Here is a 14,815-nt window from a genome sequence, read left to right as displayed (position 1 = left end):
GGGGGCGATGCCACCGGGCCGGAAGATGCGGCGCGGCCCCCCCTGATGCAAGCCCGCGCGTGACGCAGTATCACCCCGTGGCTTGAAGAAAGGGTTTTCAGGATGTCCTTGCGGGTGGCGGTGCTGGGTGCCGGGCATTTCGGGCGCTTCCATGCGCTGAAGGCGGCGCGGGCGGAGGGGCCGCTGCGGCTGGTCGCGCTGCATGACGCCGACCCGGCGCGGGCCGCCACGGTCGCCGCCGAATGCGGCGTGCCCGCCTTGACGGCGGCGGAGGCGATCGCGGCGGCGGAGGCGGTGATCGTCGCCGCCCCCACGCGCTTCCACGCCGCCTTGGGCCGCCAGGTGCTGGAGGCCGGGCGGCATCTGTTCATGGAAAAGCCGATCGCCGCCACCCTGGCCGAGGCGCAGGCGCTGGCCGGCCTGGCCGCCGAACGCGGCCGCGTGCTGCAAGTGGGCCATATCGAGCGCTTCTCCGCCGCCTTCCGCGCCGTGGTCGCGGCGCAGGAAGGCGGCCAGCCCGTGCATTGGGAGGCGGTGCGCGTCGCCCCCTTCCGGCCGCGCTCCCTGGATGTGTCTGTCGTGCTGGACCTGATGATCCATGACATCGACCTGGTGCTGAAACTGGCCGGGGAGGCACCGCGCAGCGTCGAGGCCGTCGGCGCGCGGGTGATGTCCGATCACGCCGACTTCGCCGTGGCCCGGCTGGGCTTTTCCGGCGGCCGGGCGGCGACCATCACCGCGTCGCGCGTCTCGCTGGCCATGGAGCGGCGGCTGCGGGTGCTGGGGCGGGAGGGGGAGATGAGTGTCGATTTCCTCAATCGCGGCCTGGCCATGTTGCGCCGGGGCGGGGCGGAGCCGGTGGCGAACATGCCAGATCACGGCATTGATCGCGCCGGCTGGACCGACCATGACAGCCTGGAAGCCGAACAGGCTGGCTTTGCCGCGGCCTGCGCCGGGACGGCCCCGGTGGAGGTCGGCGCGGCGGAAGGCATCGCGGCGCTGGAAGTCGCGCTGGCCGTGGAGGCCGCGATCGGCTGAAAAGCCTCGGGTTGGGGGGGGGGAAGACCCGCCTACAATGCCCGATGCAGCCGCAGCCCCGAGGCCGAAAACCCTAGCCCCTCATAAAATGCATGCGCCCGCAGCCGCTGCTTGCCGGAGGTCAGCTCCAGCGTGTCGCAGCCCGCCTGCTTCGCCCAGGCGGCGCCGGCTTCCAGCAGCAAGCGCCCCACCCCGCCGCCGCGCGCGGCCTCATCCACCACCAGCGTCATGATCCTGGCGACGGGACCAGCATGCAGGATCGTAGCCCGGTGCAGGGCAATCACGCCGCGCAGCCGCGCATCCTGCTCTGCCACCAGCACCAGATCCTCCGGCGACACGCCCGCGAGGCGGACGAGCAGATCGGCTTCCGTCACCTGATAGCCGAGCTGGTCCAACAGCCCGCGCATCTGCGGCACATCGCCGGGCACCGGCGGGCGCAGCGCGATCATGGCGCCATCTGCCGTAGCACCACTTCGGCCGCTGCGGCGCTCGGCAACCCCTCGGGCGGGCGCAGCTTGGCCAGCATCTCGGCGAAGCCGGCGTGCTGGGCCGCCGCCTGGGCGGGGTCGGTCAGCAGGCCGGTAAGGCCTTCCGCCAAGGCCTCCGGCGTCGCCCCCTCCTGCAAATACTCCGGCACCACCTGCCGCTCCGCCAGCAGGTTCACCAGGCTGGCAAAAGGCACCCGGACGAGGCGGCGGACGATGGCGGCGGTGATGGGATTGACCTTGTAGGCCACCAGATGCGGCACGCCCGCCACCGCCATCTCCAGGCTGGAGGTACCTGACTTGATCAGCCCGGCGGAGGCGGCCGCGAAGGCGTCGTGCTTGCCGGCCAGATCCGTCAGCAGGATCGGCCGCACCGGCCAGTCCCTTGTGCCCGCCGCCACCGCCTCCGCCACCACCGTCGAGACCGGCAGCGCGGCCACCAGACCCGGCACGCGATCCGCCACCAGGCGCAGCGCGGCGCCGAAGACAGGCAGCAGGCGCTTCACCTCGCTGCGCCGGCTGCCGGGCATCACCACCAGCACTGGCGCTTCCGCCGCCAGCCGATGGGCGGCGCGGAAACAGGCGGCATCGCCGGCATCGACGCCGGATTCCAGCACCGGATGGCCGACGAAGCTGGCGGGGATGCCGGCGGCCTCGAAGATCACGGGCTCGAAGGGCAGCAGGCACAGGATGTGGTCCACCGCCGCCTTGATCTTGGCGATCCGCCCCGGCCGCCAGGCCCAGATCTGCGGCGCCACGTAATGCACCACGGGAATGCCGAGCGGGCGGATGCGCTGCGCGAGGCGCAGGGTGAAGCTGGGGGCGTCGATGGTGATCACCACGGCGGGGCGGCGCGCGGCGATTTCCGCCACCGTTTCGTCCAGCCTGCGGGCGAGGCGGCGGATATTGGGCAGAACCTCGATCAGCCCCATCAACGCCAATTCGCGCATGGGGAACAGGCTTTGCAGGCCCTGCTCCGCCAGCCGGTCGCCGCCAATGCCGGCAAAGGCCAACTCAGGCCGCCTCTCGCGCAGCGCCGCCACCAGCCGGGCGCCCAGAACGTCGCCGGAGGCCTCACCGGCCACGACATAGACGAGGCTCATGCGAATCGCGCCGGGCGCGGGGCGGGGACGGGGCGTCGCGGCCAGTCGCGATGGTTGCGCACCGCGCCATGCGCCCGCACCTCCGCGACCAGGGCGGGGTCGAGCGTGTGGAACAGCCAGCCCGGCGCATCCATGCCGCCGGCCGCGACCACGCCATCCTCCGGAAAGCCGTGATCCGGCGGGCCGAAGATGGCCGCCTCGCCGTGATTCTCATCCAGCGCCACGGACCAGGGCGCGAGGCCAACCGTCGGCGTCACCGCCACGAAGCACTGGTTCTCCAGCGCCCGCGCCGCCGCCCCGATCCGCACCCGGGCAAACCCACGCAAACTGTCGGTGCAGGAGGGGGCGAGGATCAGCCAGGCGCCGGCCTCCACCTGGGCGCGGGCGTGCTTCGGGAATTCCACGTCATAGCAGATGGAGATACCGATCCGTCCCCAGGGTGTGTCGAAGACGGCGGGCGTGGCGCCGGAGGCGACGCCCCAACGCTCGGTCTCGAAGCGCGTCATCGCCTGCTTGTCCTGGAAGGCGAGCCGGCCATCCGGCGCGATCAGCGGGGCGCGGTTGATGATGCGCCCATCCTCCGCCCGCATCGGCAGCGTGCCCGGCAGCAGCCAGACCCCGGCGCGCATGGCGGCGGCCCGCATCGCGGCCAGGATGGCCTCGGCATGGGCGACCATGGCGGCGAGTTCGGTCGCCTCATCCGGCGCGACATTGCCGGCCAGAGCCGCGCCCAGTTCCACGCAGGCATATTCCGGAAGGATGCAGAGATCGGCGCGGCCGCGCGCCTCGGCCAGGAAGCCGTCCAGCCGCGCCTCGAACTCCGCCACCGAGGCGGGCTGACCGACCGGCCAGGCGAGCAGGCCGAGACGCAAGGGCAGGGGCGGGGGGGCGCTCAAAGGGTTTTGGTCCAGAATAAGAGTTCATGCGCGGATTCAGCGTCTTGTCCGATTTCCTTCCAGTTAAAAATGACCTTCAGATCCGGCCTTCGCTGATAGCCGCGCTTACCCCAGAAGGCATCGAGCGGCACCTGTCCCGCTGGGCGGCGCGGATCGTCCTCGGCGCGCGTCACAGCGCAGAAGGCGGCCTCGGGCAGGGACAGGCGGCGGGCATGGGCCTCGCGCTCGGCGAAGAAGCGCACCCCGGCGCCTCGGCCACGATAGGCGGGCAGCAGCACCGATTCGCCAAAATAGCAGAAGCGCGACGGGTCCATCCCGGCGGCGCGGAAGGCGGCCGGCACCTGGGCATGGGCTTCCGCCATGGGCTCACAGGTCGCGGCCCCCACCACCTGGTCGCCATCGCGGCAGACCACGATGGCGGCCCCCGGCGCATCGGCATAGGCGCGCATATAGCCCCGCTCATAGGCGTCATCGCCCTCATACAGGTAGGGCCATTCCCGGAAGACCGCGATGCGCAACCGGGCGAGGTCCGCCAGCAGGGGATGCAGCGCCGGGCCGGACAAAGTCTCGAAGGTGAGATGGATTTCCGCCATGCCCCGATGCATAGGGGCCGCGTGGCGGACAGGAAAGAGCGCGCGCGTGGATGTGGCGGTGGAGGCGATTGGGCTGGTCGCCGGCGCGATGACGACCTCGGCCTTCATCCCGCAGGCCTGGAAGACCTGGCGCAGCGGATCGGCGCGGGATTTCTCCCTGGCCCTGCTGGTGCTGCTGGTGGCCGGCAATACGCTGTGGTTCGGCTATGGCGTGATGAAGGGGTCGACGGGGCTGGTGGTGGCCAATCTCGTCACCGTGCCACTGACCTGCTTCATCCTGTGGGTGAAGCTGCGGCGTGGCTGACCCGCCCATGAAAAACCCCGCCGTGGCGGGGTTTTTCATGGGCCGAGAGGCGCCGGGAGATCAGGCCAGCGCGGCCACAGCCGCGTCGCGGCTCGGATGGATCGCCAGGATCTTGTCGAAGCCACTGATCTCCAGCACCTCACGCACCGGCGCCTGGGGGGAGGCGACCGCGAAGCTGCCGCCAATGGCCTTGGCCTGCTTCGCCGCCTTCAGCAGCACGCGCAGCCCGGCCGAGGAGACGTAATGCACCTCCGCCAGATCGGCCACCACCTTGGCGCCACCCTCCAGCAGGGCGAGCAGCTTCGTCTCCGCCGTGGGGGCCGTGGCGGTGTCGAGGCGGCCCTTCAGGGCGGCGACCTTCACGCCCTGGTCGGTGCTTTCCGAGATATCCATGAAGCCTGTCCTGTCCTGAGCTCGCGTCTACGGATTGTCTTAGACCATCGGCGCGTAGCGCGCGATCTGCGCATAGATTTCCCGGATGGCATCCGCCAGGGACCGGTTCAATTCCTCAAGATCGGCCACCTGGTCGATGCGCGGCTGCACCTTGTCCAGTTCCTGAGTCGAGAGGATCAGGGAGAACAGGCCACCCGCGCGGCACAGGCCGATCAGCATCGAGTCGCGCGGATCGGGGATGTCGTCGTGGAACAGCACGCCCATGATGCGCGCCTTCACCTCCCGCTCCTCCTTGTCGGAGATCACCGGGTAGCGGCGCTCCGGAAAGACCCAGAGGAAGCGGCCCTCGACGCGCTTCAGGATGCCCTTCGCGACCAGCCGCTCGAACAGCGCATCGCGATATTCGTCAGCATCGGCGGCCAGCGTTTCGATCCAGTGGCGGCTGTCGCCGGTCTCCGGCGCGGCCACGATCTGCGCCAGGGCGCGATCCATCAGCGCATCGCCGGTCGGCGCCGGATTGACCACGTAGAGGCGGGTCGGGTCGGTGTCGATGCGGCCGGCCAGCGCAAGCTCCGCGAGCACGGCGCCGGCGATCGCATAGTCGCCGGAGGGGGCCGCGCGCTCCTGCAAGCGCCCGCTTTCGTCATCGAGCATCAGGAGGAGGATTTCCTCCGGCATCGTCAAGGACATGGCGTCACAAGGCTCCCTGGCCACAAGCCGGATGTCTGCCCCGGCGGGCGCCAGGGAAGCGCGCGGCGGGGGTGAAGTCAACGTAACTGCCCGCCATCAATCGCCTTGCAGCGCCGCCTCCTGCTCCGCGGCCTGCAGGAAGGCGGCGAGACCGTCGCGCACCACCTGCGGGTCCAGGTCGCGCAGGATGAAGACCAGCCTGGACCGACGCGGCGTGCCCTCCGGCCAGGCGGGCAGGCGGGTCGGTGGATGGAACAGGTGCTGCACGCCGTGGATGACCACCGGCCGCGATTCGCCGACGAGGTCCAGCAGGCCCTTGATGCGCAGAACGGAAGCGCCGCGCGTCATCGCCAGCATCTCCAGCCAGCTGGCCAGGCCTGCCCAGGGCAAGGGCTTGTCGAATTCCAGGCACAGTGCCTGGATGCGTGGGTCGTGCCGATTGCGGTCGTGGTGATGATGGTGGTGATGGCCATGCGGCGCCGCCGCGCCGATCCAGGTGGCGACATCCGGCAGCTTGGAGGAGGCGTCATAGGCTCCGGCATCCAGCAGCGCCGCCGCCGGCACATCGCCGGCGATGGCGGGCAGGATCGGCGCGGTGGGATTCAGCATCAGCAATCGGTCGGTGAGTGCCGCCACAGCATCCGACGAGGCGAGGTCCACCTTGCTGAGCACGATCCGGTCCGCCACCGCGGCCTGGCGCAGCGCCTCGATCTGGCTGTCGAGCGTCGCCATGCCCGTGGCGGCATCGACCAGCGTCACCACGCCATCCAGCACGAATCGCCGCGCCATGCGCGGATCGGCCATCAGCGTATGCAGGATGGGGGCGGGGTCGGCGAGGCCGGTGGTCTCCACCACCACCCGCGCCACCGCCTGGCCCGCCAGCATCCGGTCCCAGATGCCGTCCAGCGCGGTCAGCAGGTCGCCGCGGATGGTGCAGCACAGGCAGCCGGCATTCAGCAGCACCGTGTCGCCATCGAGCCGTTCCACCAGCAGGTGATCCAGGCCGATCTCGCCGAACTCGTTGATGAGCACGGCGGTATTGGCCATGGCCGGCTGCTTCAGCAGGGCGTTCAGCAGCGTGGTCTTGCCGGCGCCGAGGAAGCCGGTGAGCAGCGTGACGGGGATCGGGCCGCTCATCCGTGGCTGTGCCCGTCATGGCTGTGTCCCTGGTGCTGGCCGTACAGCGCTTCCGGGTCCATCAGCGGCTCCGCGATGGTCGCCAGCTCGCCGTCGCGCATGGCGCGGAAGAAGCAGTTGCGGCGGCCGGTGTGGCAGGCGACGCCGTGTTGCTCGACCAGCGCCAGCAGCGTGTCGCCATCGCAATCCAGCCGCAGCTCCACCAGCTTCTGGATCTGGCCAGAGGTCTCACCCTTGCGCCAAAGCCCCTGGCGGGAACGGCTGTAGTAGCAGACCCGGCCGGTCGCCAGCGTTTCTTCCACCGCCTCCCGGTTCATCCAGGCCATCATCAGCACCTCCCCGGTATCATGCTGCTGCGCGATACACGCGACGAGGCCGCGCGCATCGAAGCGCACGGCCTCGACCAGCTTATGGGCATTGAGGGTGGCCGGCTGGGTGGGTGTGTCGATCATGGGAAGGCATTATATGGGAGGCGCGGGGGATGCCTACCGCCCCCCGGATGAGGAGAAATCGCGATGGCGCAGGCGAGGGATGACCAGCGGCTGGAAGCCCAGCTGGACCAGGCCGCCGCGACCTGCCAGCGCCATGGTGCCCAGTTGACGGAGCTGCGGCGGCAGGTGCTGCGTCTGGTCCTGCAATCGGGACAGCCGATCGGCGCCTATGCGCTGCTGGACCAGCTGCGCGGCGCCCGGCGCGGTGCGGCGCCGCCCACCATCTACCGCGCGCTGGATTTCCTGCTGGCTCAGGGGCTGATCCACAAGGTGGAGCGGCTGAACGCCTTCATCGGCTGCGATGAGGCCGGCCACGGCCATGCCCACGGGCACGACCATCCGCACCAGTTCCTGATCTGCGGCCAATGCGGCACTACGGCGGAGATCTGCGATCCCGCCACTCTGGCTGCCCTGGCCGCCGCCGCCGCCCGCCAGGGTTTCGTGCCGCACCGGACCATGGTGGAGGTCGAGGGCCTTTGCGCCCGCTGCGCTGCCGCGGCGCGGCCTGCGGAGGCCAGTGCCGCGTGAATGTCATGGCGCGTTGTCAATTTTGTTGAATTGAGAACGTTGCAATCTTGTTCTGATATGTCAGAAGCCATGCATGACCCAAGGTCGGGACGTGCTGGATGGCCACGAGGCCGCGCTTCGGCTGTTGCGGGACCTGCGGCGGCTGGATGGCCACACCGGGGTACGCAACAGCCGCATCGCTTTCGATGTAGGCCTGCTGCTCTATGAGGAGATCCTGGCGTCGGGGTCCGGAGCGGCGCTGTCCGTCGACCAACTCGCCGCCGCCAGTGGCTATAGCGGCCCGACCGTGCGGCTGGTGCTGAAGCGGCTGGACCAGGCCGGCACCGTCGAAGCATCCCGCCGCATCGGCAAGACGCAGCTCTATGGTCTGACCCCGGAAGGGGAGACCGGTTTCGCCGCTTATGTGAAAGCGATCCTGGCCTTCCGGCTATCCTGACGGCCGTTGGCCGTCAGGTTTCGCGGTCCGCTATTGCGGCAGCAGCGTCAGGCCCTGTTCGAGGTCGGCGATGATATCCGCCACCTCCTCTAGCCCGATATGCAGCCGCACCGCCTGGCCCGGCAGCGCCGGCGTCACCTTGCGCACCAGCTGGCCATTGGTCGGCAGCGCCAGGCATTCATAGCCGCCCCAGCTCGCGCCGATGCCGAACAGCTTCAGCCCGTCGACGAAGCGGAAGATATCCGCCTCCGTGTAGCGCGGCTGGAAGACGATGCCGAACAGCGAGCAGCCGCCATCGAAGTCGCGCTTCCAGATCTCATGCCCCGGCGCGCCCGGCAGTGCGGGATGGCGCACCTCCATCACCTCCGGCCGCGTCGCGAGCCAGGCCGCGACCTGGAGCGAGCTTTCCGACTGGTGCTTCAGCCGCACCGGCATGGTCCGCACGCCGCGCAGCGCCAGCCAGCAGTCATCCGGGCTGGCATAATGGCCGAGCGCCGAGGACATGCCGCGGACGATGTGGTGATGCTCCTGGCTGGCCACGGTGACGGAGCCCAGCAGGATGTCCGAATGCCCGCCGACATATTTCGTCAGCGCCTGGATCGAGACGTCGCAGCCATGGGCGAAGGGCTGGAAGCTGTGGATGCCCCAGGTGTTGTCGATCATGCTGATGGCGCCGTGGCGCTTCGCCACCGCGGTCAGCGCCGGCACGTCCTGCACCTCGAAGGTGTGGCTGCCGGGGCTCTCGAGATAGAGGACCCTGGTGTTCGGGGTCCAGAGCTTCTCCAGCCCCTCGGCGTCGATGCAGGGGTCGTAGAACTGCGTCTCCACGCCCCAGCCGGGCAGCACATTCTCCGCCAGGTTGCGCGCGGGGCCATAGACGCTGTCGGGCATCAGGCAGCGATCGCCGGACTTCAGCCAGGCCATCAGCGGCACGGTCACGGCGGACAGGCCGGTGCCGGTGATGGTGCAATGCGTGCCGCCCTCGATCTCGGCGACCACATCCTCCAGCTGCCAATGGGTCGGGCCGCCCTGGGTGCCATAGGTCAGCACCCGCTCGAAGCGGCGCTTCCCATTCTCGCGTCGCGCCTCGCAGGAGGGGGAAGTGACGGTGGAGCCGCGATGCACCGGCGGGTTGACGAAGCTGAGCGCGCGGATCGGCGGCCGCGCCGCATGTGACATGCGGGTGGCGAAGCCGTGGGTCTTATCGCCGGGGGCGTCGTCGGGCATCAGGTTACGTCCTTGGGGGTTTCCGGGCGGCTCGCCCATTCAGTCCAGGAGCCGTCATAGACGGCGGGTTCAGGCAGGCCGGCCCGCAGCGCACCCAGCGCCACGACGCAGGCGGTGACCCCGGTGCCGCAGGAGGTGACGATCGGCCGGGTGTCGTCGGCGCCGCGTTCGGCGAACATCGCCTGCAGCGTCGCCACATCTTTCATCGTCCCATCAGGCCCCACCAGATCGGCGGCCGGCAGGGATTTCGCGCCGGGCATATGGCCGGAAGGCAGGCCTGGGCGCGGTTCCGGCGCGGTGCCGTCGAAGCGGGCCTTGGACCGCGCATCGAGGATCAGCGCCTCGCCCCCACCCTGGCGGACAATGCGCTTGATATCGCCGATGCCGGCCAGGCGGCGGGCGATGAGGTCGGCCACGAAGGTCGCGGAGGTCTTGGCGGTAGCTTCGCCGGTCTCGACCGGACGACCCTCGCGCTGCCACTTGAGCAACCCGCCATCCAGCACCGCGGCCTTCTCATGCCCGAACAGCCGCATCATCCACCAGCCGCGCGGGGAGGCACGCAGCCCGTGCTGGTCGTAGAAGACGACGCGCGTGTCATTGCCCACGCCGAGCGCGCCCATCAGCTTCTCGAACCGCGCCGGGGTGGGGATCATGTGCGGCAGGCTGCTATCGGGATCGGCGATCTGGTCGATGTTGAACAGCAGCGCGCCCGGGATATGCGCCTTGCGGAAACCGTCCGGCGCATTGCCCTGCTCATTCGGCAGATAGGTCGTGCAGTCCAGCACGACGAGGTCGGGCTTGCCGAGCTCGGCCGCCAGCCATTCCGTGGATACCAGCAGGTCCATGGGTTTCATTCTCCCAGCACGATATGGATGCGGCGGTTCTGGCGGCCCTTGCTTTCCAGCTTGGAGACCTCCACCCGCCCGATCTCCCCGGTGCTGCGCACATGGGTGCCGCCACAGGGTTGCAGGTCCACGGGCGAGCCTTCCGGCCCGATGCGCACCAGGCGGATGCGCCCGGCGCCGCGCGGCGGCTGCACGGACAGGGTGCGAACCATCTGCGGATTGGCGTCCAGCTCGGCTTCCGTGATCCAACTCGTGCCGGTCGGATGGTCGGCGGCGACCAGGGCGGCGAGCTGTTCGGTGAACCATTCCTTGGCCGGCGGATCGGGCAGGTCGAAGTCCAGGCGGGACTTCTCGGCGCCGATCTGGTTGCCGGTCGCATATATGCCGGGCAGCACGCTGCACAGCAGATGCAGGGTGGTGTGCATGCGCATGTGCCGGTGGCGCCGCGCCCAGTCGAGGCTGGCCAGAACCTCCGCCCCCACCGGCGGCAGGGCCGCGCCGGGGGCGAGGGTGTGCAGGATGGCGCCGGCCTCACCCTTGGTGGCCTCGGCGACCGTGGCCTCTCCGCCATCCCAGCGCAGCGTGCCGGTATCGCCGGGCTGGCCGCCGCTGCGGGCGTAGAAGACGGTGCGGTCCAGCACCACGCCACGCTCATCGGCGGCGATCACGCGGGCGGTTGTCTCACGGAGATAGGCGTCTTCGGTGAAAAGCGGCTCGGTCGTCATCAGTCTTTCCATTGCTCGCACAGCCTGGCGCGGTTCGCCTGCAACCACAGCAGGGCGAGGGCGGCCGGTGCGTTCTGGATGCGGTTGTCGGCCACCATGCGGAAGGCCTCCTCCGCCGGCAGCAGCAGCACCCGTGTTTCCTCATGCTCGGTGGCGAGGCCATGGGTGCTGGCCGTGGCATGGGCCAGATCGACCCGGGCGCAGTGGAAATGCACCACCTCGTCGCAACCGCCCTGCATCAGTTGGAAGCGACCCATGGTTTCCATCGCCAGCGCCGTGAGGCCGGTTTCCTCGGCCAGTTCGCGGCCGGCGGACAGCACCGGGTCCTCGCCCGCTTCCAGCAGCCCGGCTGGGCATTCGGTCATCACCGGCGCCAGACCGGCGGCCAGGGCCGGCAGGCGGAACTGCTCGATCATGGCGATTCGGTCGGTCGCCGGGTCATAGGGCAGGATCAGAACGCCCTGGCCGCGCCGCCACAATTCCCAGGTCAGGACGCCGGAGGGCGAGCCGTCGAAGCGGGCATAACGGAAGCGCACGCGCTGCAAAGCGAAGCGCTGGCCCCAGACAACCTCATCTTCCAACACCTCCAGCCCCGGCCAGGGCGGGATCGGCGGGGCCTTTGGGTGGCGGGATGGCGTGTCGGGGGGAGGGGGCGGGCTGGCGCTCATGCCCGGCCGACCCTACCCTTGGGCATCAGGAACGTCCATGTCCCGCATCCCCCCGATCATCCCCCCCGTTTCTCCGGGCCTCGCCGCCGCGCGGCGCCGCGGCATCCTTCTGGTGCTGGGCGCCTCGGCCGCCTTCGTCGTCTCCGCCGCGCTGGTGAAGTCGATCGGGCCGGCGATTCCGCTGCCGCAGATCATCCTGTTCCGCAATTTCTTCGCTCTGCCGCTGCTGCTGCTGATGGTGGCGCAGGCCGGCGGCTTTCATCTGCTGCGCACCAGGCTGCCCTGGCGCCATGTGGAGCGCACCTTCTGGGGCATGTGCGGCATGGTCGGCGCCTTCCATGGCTTCGTCTATCTGCCGCTGGCGACCGCCACGGCGCTGGGCTTCACCATGCCGCTGTTCCTGACGGCGCTGTCCACCGTGCTGCTGGGGGAGAAGGTGGGCTGGCGTCGCTGGTCCGCGGTGGTGGTGGGCTTCGGCGGCGTGCTGCTGATGGTCCGCCCGGGCTTTGGCGGGGCGGCGCTGCCGGTGTTCAGTGTCGGCCTGGTGCTGCTGGGCGCCTTCGGCTGGGCCATGGCCATGCTCAGCATCCGCAAGATGGGGGAGGCCGGGGAGCCCGGCGTGTCCATCGTCTTCTGGTTCGCAATTTGCTCCGCCACCCTGGCCGGGATCGGCACCATCCCGGTCTGGGTCACGCCATCCCCGCGCGAATGGCTGCTGCTGGGCGGCATCGGCTGCGTCTCCGCCGTCGCGCAATTGCTGATGACGGCGGCCTATCGGCGAGGGGAGACGACGTTGCTCGCGCCCTTCGAATATTCCGGCCTGATCTGGACCATGCTGGTGGGCATCCTGGTTTGGTCCGAATGGCCCGATGGCTTCGAACTCGCGGGCTTTGGCGTGCTGGTCGGCGCGGGCCTCTACATCTGGCGGCGCGAGGTGGTGCGGGCGGCGGAGGCGCGGCGATGACGGAGGCCTTCGATCCGCGCGCCCACCGCATGATCGCGGAGCAGCGCTGGTTCGAGGATTTCCGGCTCGGCGAGCGCTTCCCCTTGCCCAGCCGCACCATGACCAGCGCCGTCTTCCTGGCCTTCCAGGCAGCCAGCGGCGACAACCACCCGATCCATTACGACCGGGACTACTGCCGCGCCCACGGCCTGCCGGACATGCTGGCGCATGGCTTCCAGGTGGCGATCCAGACGGCCGCCGGGGCCGGCATCTTCCCGCATCTGGTGCAGGAGTCGCTGAAGGCTTTCCTGGAACAATCCAGCCGCTTCCTGCAGCCGGTCTTCCTCGACGACACGGTCTATCCCTGCCTGGAGGTCGATGAGCTGACGCCGAACCGGACCACCGGCGTGGTCGGCCTGCGCAGCACTGTGCACAACCAGAAGGGCGTGCTGGTGATGGAAGGCCGGCACCGCTACCTGCTGCGCAAGCGCCCTTAAGCCTCGCCCAGAAGCTCCGCCACGCGCCGGGTCGCGGCATGGTCCGGATGGGCACGGCGCAGCACCGCCAGATGCGGCTTCGCAGCCTCCTTCTTCCCGGCCCGGATCGCGGCTTCCGCCAGATGCTGATGCGCCATGGCATGGTCGGGCACCACGCGCAGCGCCGCCCGGAAGGCATTGGCCGCCGGGCCTGCCTCGCCCAGCCGCTCATGCAGCCGGCCGACATGCACAAAGTGCTCCGCCTCGCGCCGCGCCGCCGCGCCGAGATGCGATTCCAGCACCTGGCAGGCCGCCTCCAGCGCCGAGGTGCGGTCGATGGCGGGCGGGCCGGGCGGCGGTGGCGGGGCATCGGCGGGCGGGGTGAGGGGGGCGAAGAGGCTCGGCTGGTCGGGGAACCAGCGCTGCCGCACCGCTTCATTCGCCTCTGCGAAGCGCGCCAGGAAGGCGGCCGCCTCGGCGGGATGGGGCTGCCAGCCGCGGCCGGGCAGGGCATCGGACACCGCGCCGGTGAAGCGTCGCCAGAGCAGGGAGGAGGCGGTCAGCCCCTCGGGCCGCGCCTTCAGCCGCTCCCCCATCGCGCGCAGCAGGTCGATGGCCGCGGGGGTGACGGAGAGGTTGCTCTGCCGGTCGGGATGGTCCGGCGGCACGGCGAGCGGCGCCTCGCACAGCGCCAGGAAGTCATCCACCGCATCGCCATTCACCAGCCGGGCGCGGTCGAAGATGCGCACGACCATTGCCGCCTCGCCGAAGACCTTGGCCCAGCGGTCGAGCAGCAGGCGGTAATCGTAATGCGGCAGCCGGTCCGGCCCCTGCTGCGGCAAGGTCGGCGGCTGAATGGCGGCGACGCGCAGCGCCTGGGTGTAGCTGCTGGCCACATGCTGATCCTGCCGGCGCAGATAGATCACGATGCGGATGCGCGAGGCGAGGGGGGTCAGCAAGTCGCGCAGCCGGCCGATTTCCTCCTCATTGGTCAGCAGCCCGCCGCATTGCTCGGCGGAGAGGATCACCAGCCGCGTGGTCGGCGGCAGCCCCGCCATCTCCGCCGCGAAGTCCCGGCGGAACTGCGCCAGCCGCGCCTCCGCCCCAATGCCGTCCCACAGCGCCGGATTGAAATGACCCAGCCGCGAGAGCGGCACCAGGGAGGCGGGCAGCATGCCGTGATTGGCCCAGCCGGGGGAGGTGGGGTAGCAGATGCCCAGCTTCGCCAAGGCCGCACGCTGCCCGCCCAGCACCCGCTGGATGGAGGAGGTGCCGGTCTTCGACTGGCCGATATGGACGATGAATTCGGGCTTCACGGCGTCGTATTGAATCACAGTGTCTTCTTGAACCATACCCGCGCATGGCCGGCGGGCATGCCGTCCAGCCGGCCGAATTCCGTATAGCCGTTGCGCAGCCAGAAATCCGGCGCCTGGAAACTGAAGGTGTCCGTATAGGCCTGGCCGCAGCCGCGTTCGCGGGCGATGCGTTCCGCCCGCATCAACAGTTCGGAGCCGACGCCCTTGCCGCGCAGCTCCCGCGACAGCCACATCCAGTCGACGAACAGCCAGCCCCAGAAGGTCAGGCCGAGCAGTCCGCCGCGCACCGTGCCATCCGGCCCTCGGGCCAGCAGCGTCACCGGCTCCCGGTCATAGGGGCCGCCCATTTCCTGGTTGAAGGTGTGCAGCCCGCGCTGGATGGCCGCGACCGCATCGAGCTCCGGGAAATTGTCCTCATGGATCTCGACGCCCGCATCCGGCCGCATGATCTGCGGCCCGGCCTCTGGCGCGTCCTCTACCTCATCGGCCATGCGGCGCCGCTCCTTGTGACGTGTTGCGGC

Annotated in this window: 20 protein-coding genes; 6 read left to right on the top strand and 14 right to left on the bottom strand. The window is 69.9% G+C overall.

Features of this window, described 5'->3' with window-relative positions; translation table 11 throughout:
* Positions 1–102: 102 nt before the first annotated feature.
* Positions 103–1,038, top strand: coding sequence for a Gfo/Idh/MocA family protein (locus ACVFYP_RS19100; protein WP_499201788.1), 936 nt, complete (start codon positions 103–105; stop codon positions 1,036–1,038).
* Between the two features lie 32 nt (positions 1,039–1,070).
* Here the strand turns inward: ACVFYP_RS19100 and ACVFYP_RS19095 are convergent, their stop codons facing one another.
* Genes ACVFYP_RS19095 through ACVFYP_RS19080 form a run of 4 tightly spaced genes read right to left on the bottom strand, consistent with a single transcriptional unit; the run spans position 1,071 to position 4,115 of the window.
* On the bottom strand, positions 1,071–1,487 hold the full coding sequence (locus tag ACVFYP_RS19095) for a GNAT family N-acetyltransferase (RefSeq protein ID WP_499201787.1): 417 nt from the start codon (positions 1,485–1,487) through the stop codon (positions 1,071–1,073).
* Positions 1,484–2,626 carry a lipid-A-disaccharide synthase gene (lpxB, locus tag ACVFYP_RS19090; protein WP_499201786.1) on the bottom strand — a complete coding sequence of 381 codons (1,143 nt, stop codon included), beginning with the start codon at positions 2,624–2,626 and terminating at the stop codon, positions 1,484–1,486. Before lpxB ends, ACVFYP_RS19095 begins: the two co-directional genes overlap by 4 nt.
* A complete protein-coding gene (locus ACVFYP_RS19085; RefSeq protein WP_499201785.1) occupies positions 2,623–3,522 on the bottom strand; it encodes a carbon-nitrogen hydrolase family protein in 900 nt (299 codons plus the stop codon). The genes lpxB and ACVFYP_RS19085 overlap by 4 nt, the downstream gene beginning before the upstream one ends.
* Positions 3,519–4,115, bottom strand: a complete 597-nt coding sequence (locus tag ACVFYP_RS19080) for a GNAT family N-acetyltransferase (protein WP_499201784.1) — start codon at positions 4,113–4,115, stop codon at positions 3,519–3,521. The genes ACVFYP_RS19085 and ACVFYP_RS19080 overlap by 4 nt, the downstream gene beginning before the upstream one ends.
* 46 nt (positions 4,116–4,161) lie before the next feature.
* Between ACVFYP_RS19080 and ACVFYP_RS19075 the strand changes: the two genes are divergently transcribed.
* Complete coding sequence (locus ACVFYP_RS19075) at positions 4,162–4,419, top strand: SemiSWEET family sugar transporter (RefSeq protein WP_499201783.1); 258 nt, start codon at positions 4,162–4,164, stop codon at positions 4,417–4,419.
* A gap of 60 nt (positions 4,420–4,479) precedes the next feature.
* On the opposite strand, the gene ACVFYP_RS19070 is transcribed toward ACVFYP_RS19075, so the two are convergent.
* From ACVFYP_RS19070 to hisI, 4 genes are all read right to left on the bottom strand, one after another.
* A complete protein-coding gene (locus tag ACVFYP_RS19070) occupies positions 4,480–4,812 on the bottom strand; it encodes an STAS domain-containing protein (RefSeq protein ID WP_499201782.1) in 333 nt (110 codons plus the stop codon).
* A gap of 39 nt (positions 4,813–4,851) precedes the next feature.
* Entirely contained in the window at positions 4,852–5,502 is a 651-nt protein-coding gene (locus ACVFYP_RS19065; RefSeq protein ID WP_499201781.1) for a GOLPH3/VPS74 family protein, read from the bottom strand.
* 96 nt (positions 5,503–5,598) lie between these two features.
* Complete coding sequence (locus ACVFYP_RS19060; RefSeq protein ID WP_499201780.1) at positions 5,599–6,639, bottom strand: CobW family GTP-binding protein; 1,041 nt, start codon at positions 6,637–6,639, stop codon at positions 5,599–5,601.
* Positions 6,636–7,091 (bottom strand): phosphoribosyl-AMP cyclohydrolase, encoded by a 456-nt coding sequence (gene hisI, locus ACVFYP_RS19055; RefSeq protein WP_499201779.1) that lies wholly within the window; start codon positions 7,089–7,091, stop codon positions 6,636–6,638. The genes ACVFYP_RS19060 and hisI overlap by 4 nt, the downstream gene beginning before the upstream one ends.
* Positions 7,092–7,154: 63 nt before the next feature.
* On the opposite strand from hisI, the gene ACVFYP_RS19050 reads away from it, so the two are divergent.
* Together ACVFYP_RS19050 and ACVFYP_RS19045 are read left to right on the top strand one after the other, a co-directional pair.
* Positions 7,155–7,658 carry a Fur family transcriptional regulator gene (locus ACVFYP_RS19050; RefSeq protein ID WP_499201778.1) on the top strand — a complete coding sequence of 168 codons (504 nt, stop codon included), beginning with the start codon at positions 7,155–7,157 and terminating at the stop codon, positions 7,656–7,658.
* Positions 7,659–7,731: 73 nt separating this feature from the next.
* Complete coding sequence (locus tag ACVFYP_RS19045; protein WP_499201777.1) at positions 7,732–8,094, top strand: helix-turn-helix domain-containing protein; 363 nt, start codon at positions 7,732–7,734, stop codon at positions 8,092–8,094.
* A 30-nt stretch (positions 8,095–8,124) separates the two neighbouring features.
* Here ACVFYP_RS19045 and metC read toward each other — a convergent pair whose 3' ends face one another.
* From metC to ACVFYP_RS19025, 4 genes are read right to left on the bottom strand one after another with little or no spacing between them, the layout of a single operon-like run.
* Positions 8,125–9,321 (bottom strand): cystathionine beta-lyase, encoded by a 1,197-nt coding sequence (metC, locus tag ACVFYP_RS19040; RefSeq protein WP_499201776.1) that lies wholly within the window; start codon positions 9,319–9,321, stop codon positions 8,125–8,127.
* Positions 9,321–10,166, bottom strand: a complete 846-nt coding sequence (locus tag ACVFYP_RS19035; RefSeq protein ID WP_499201775.1) for a sulfurtransferase — start codon at positions 10,164–10,166, stop codon at positions 9,321–9,323. Before ACVFYP_RS19035 ends, metC begins: the two co-directional genes overlap by 1 nt.
* 5 nt (positions 10,167–10,171) lie before the next feature.
* Positions 10,172–10,891: an alanyl-tRNA editing protein gene (locus tag ACVFYP_RS19030; protein ID WP_499201774.1), complete on the bottom strand. Its 720-nt coding sequence runs from the start codon at positions 10,889–10,891 to the stop codon at positions 10,172–10,174.
* The gene (locus ACVFYP_RS19025; RefSeq protein ID WP_499201773.1) at positions 10,891–11,559 is read right to left on the bottom strand and encodes an NUDIX domain-containing protein; all 669 of its coding nucleotides are present in this window, start codon (positions 11,557–11,559) and stop codon (positions 10,891–10,893) included. Before ACVFYP_RS19025 ends, ACVFYP_RS19030 begins: the two co-directional genes overlap by 1 nt.
* Before the next feature lie 37 nt (positions 11,560–11,596).
* On the opposite strand from ACVFYP_RS19025, the gene ACVFYP_RS19020 reads away from it, so the two are divergent.
* Both ACVFYP_RS19020 and ACVFYP_RS19015 read left to right on the top strand, forming a co-directional pair.
* A complete protein-coding gene (locus tag ACVFYP_RS19020) occupies positions 11,597–12,523 on the top strand; it encodes a DMT family transporter (RefSeq protein WP_499201772.1) in 927 nt (308 codons plus the stop codon).
* Positions 12,520–12,999, top strand: a complete 480-nt coding sequence (locus ACVFYP_RS19015) for a MaoC family dehydratase (protein WP_499201771.1) — start codon at positions 12,520–12,522, stop codon at positions 12,997–12,999. The genes ACVFYP_RS19020 and ACVFYP_RS19015 overlap by 4 nt, the downstream gene beginning before the upstream one ends.
* Here ACVFYP_RS19015 and ACVFYP_RS19010 read toward each other — a convergent pair.
* Positions 12,996–14,312 carry a hypothetical protein gene (locus tag ACVFYP_RS19010; protein ID WP_499201770.1) on the bottom strand — a complete coding sequence of 439 codons (1,317 nt, stop codon included), beginning with the start codon at positions 14,310–14,312 and terminating at the stop codon, positions 12,996–12,998. The genes ACVFYP_RS19015 and ACVFYP_RS19010 overlap by 4 nt on opposite strands.
* The gene (locus ACVFYP_RS19005; RefSeq protein WP_499201769.1) at positions 14,309–14,785 is read right to left on the bottom strand and encodes a GNAT family N-acetyltransferase; all 477 of its coding nucleotides are present in this window, start codon (positions 14,783–14,785) and stop codon (positions 14,309–14,311) included. Before ACVFYP_RS19005 ends, ACVFYP_RS19010 begins: the two co-directional genes overlap by 4 nt.
* Positions 14,786–14,815 lie beyond the last annotated feature (30 nt).

This window comes from Roseomonas sp. F4, from assembly GCF_053891155.1.
Note: the sequence above shows the minus strand (reverse complement) of the source record. Positions and strands in the feature narration are given on the sequence as shown.